Origin of the sequence: Salinihabitans flavidus (assembly GCF_900110425.1) — a bacterium.
In the GTDB taxonomy this organism is placed as follows: Bacteria; Pseudomonadota; Alphaproteobacteria; order Rhodobacterales; family Rhodobacteraceae; genus Salinihabitans; species Salinihabitans flavidus.
Window position 1 is genome coordinate 1 of the sequence record NZ_FODS01000081.1, and the last position, 1,164, is coordinate 1,164.

The window sequence follows — 1,164 nt, forward strand, 5'->3', positions numbered from 1 at the left end:
GGCCGAACGCCCATCGACGCGCTCAAGGACTGGCATCGCCAGAAACCAGAAATCTTCAAGAAACGACCGTATAATCACGCGGGATGTGACACCTAAATACGGCTGAGCAATGGGCTCTGTTCTCGGAGGCGTGGCAGGAGTGTTTGGATGAGAAGCCTGCGCTAAATTACTTCAAAATGTCCGAAGCGAAAGCCCTTCAGGGGCAGTTTCTGGGTTGGAGGCCGGGGGACAGGGACGCCAAGCTAAACCGCTTGTCGCATATCGTTCGACATTTCAATCCACTGTCTTTTGAGTTTTCTATAAGCTGCAAGGCATACCGAGAGGAGCTAAAAGACTTTTCGCCTAGGGGCCTAAATCCTCATTTTTATTGCGTTCACGGGATTCTTGGGACGGTCAGCCGCTTCTTGGAAAGCAGGGGAGCGATTCATCCGGTAAAGTTCATATTTGATAGCCAAGATGGCGTAGACGCTGACATTGCGATTTTTTTCGAATTCTTGCGGTCGAGCCTCCCTCGTGGTGCACAAAAGTTAATATCTGGGCTTCCAGCCTTTGAAAATGACAGGAATCTTCTCCCGTTGCAGGCGTCCGATTTTCTAGCGTGGCATATTAGGCGAGAGCACGAAGGCACTTTGAGCGATACGACGATCATTGACCGACTGCGAACCGATCACGTGGTGGCAAGGCTAGAAGTTTCCCATCTAAAAACATGGAGGCATGAATTTTCCAAGATGCCTGGACTAGAGCGAATGCAAAGCAAGTCGGAGTGGCAAAGAACCCGCACGGCACTCGTTCAGGGAAAGGTGGCAGGATATATTCCACCCTATGGAACTAGATGGAAGAACTTCAAGGGGAAGATCCGCGACCGTTTCAAAGATGTGAAAAGGTCATTCATCAGGAGGCGATTCAAGTGAGCGGGCAACACCTGACATCGCCCGCTCAAAAGCTTCCTCAGCCTCTGTGGGGTTTAGTTCGCGAGCGTCGATCATATCCTGCACGGCCTTTTCGAACCGGGCGGACTGCTCTTTTTGGCTTTCCTTCTTTGGCTTTTTTGTCATTGGACACGAGCCGTTTTGAACCGCCCCGGGTTTACCGGAGAGTTTCTGGTTCAATGATTAGGCTACTTTTTCGACGGCATTCAAGCTTGCATAGAAGGCCTCCTCTGCT

The 1,164-nt window shown here is 50.8% G+C and carries 1 protein-coding gene; it reads right to left on the bottom strand.

Going from position 1 to position 1,164, the window contains the following annotated elements:
* Nucleotides 1–884: 884 nt before the first annotated feature.
* On the bottom strand, nt 885–1,109 hold the full coding sequence (locus BMW66_RS20225; RefSeq protein WP_139196346.1) for a hypothetical protein: 225 nt from the start codon (nt 1,107–1,109) through the stop codon (nt 885–887).
* Nucleotides 1,110–1,164: the final 55 nt, after the last annotated feature.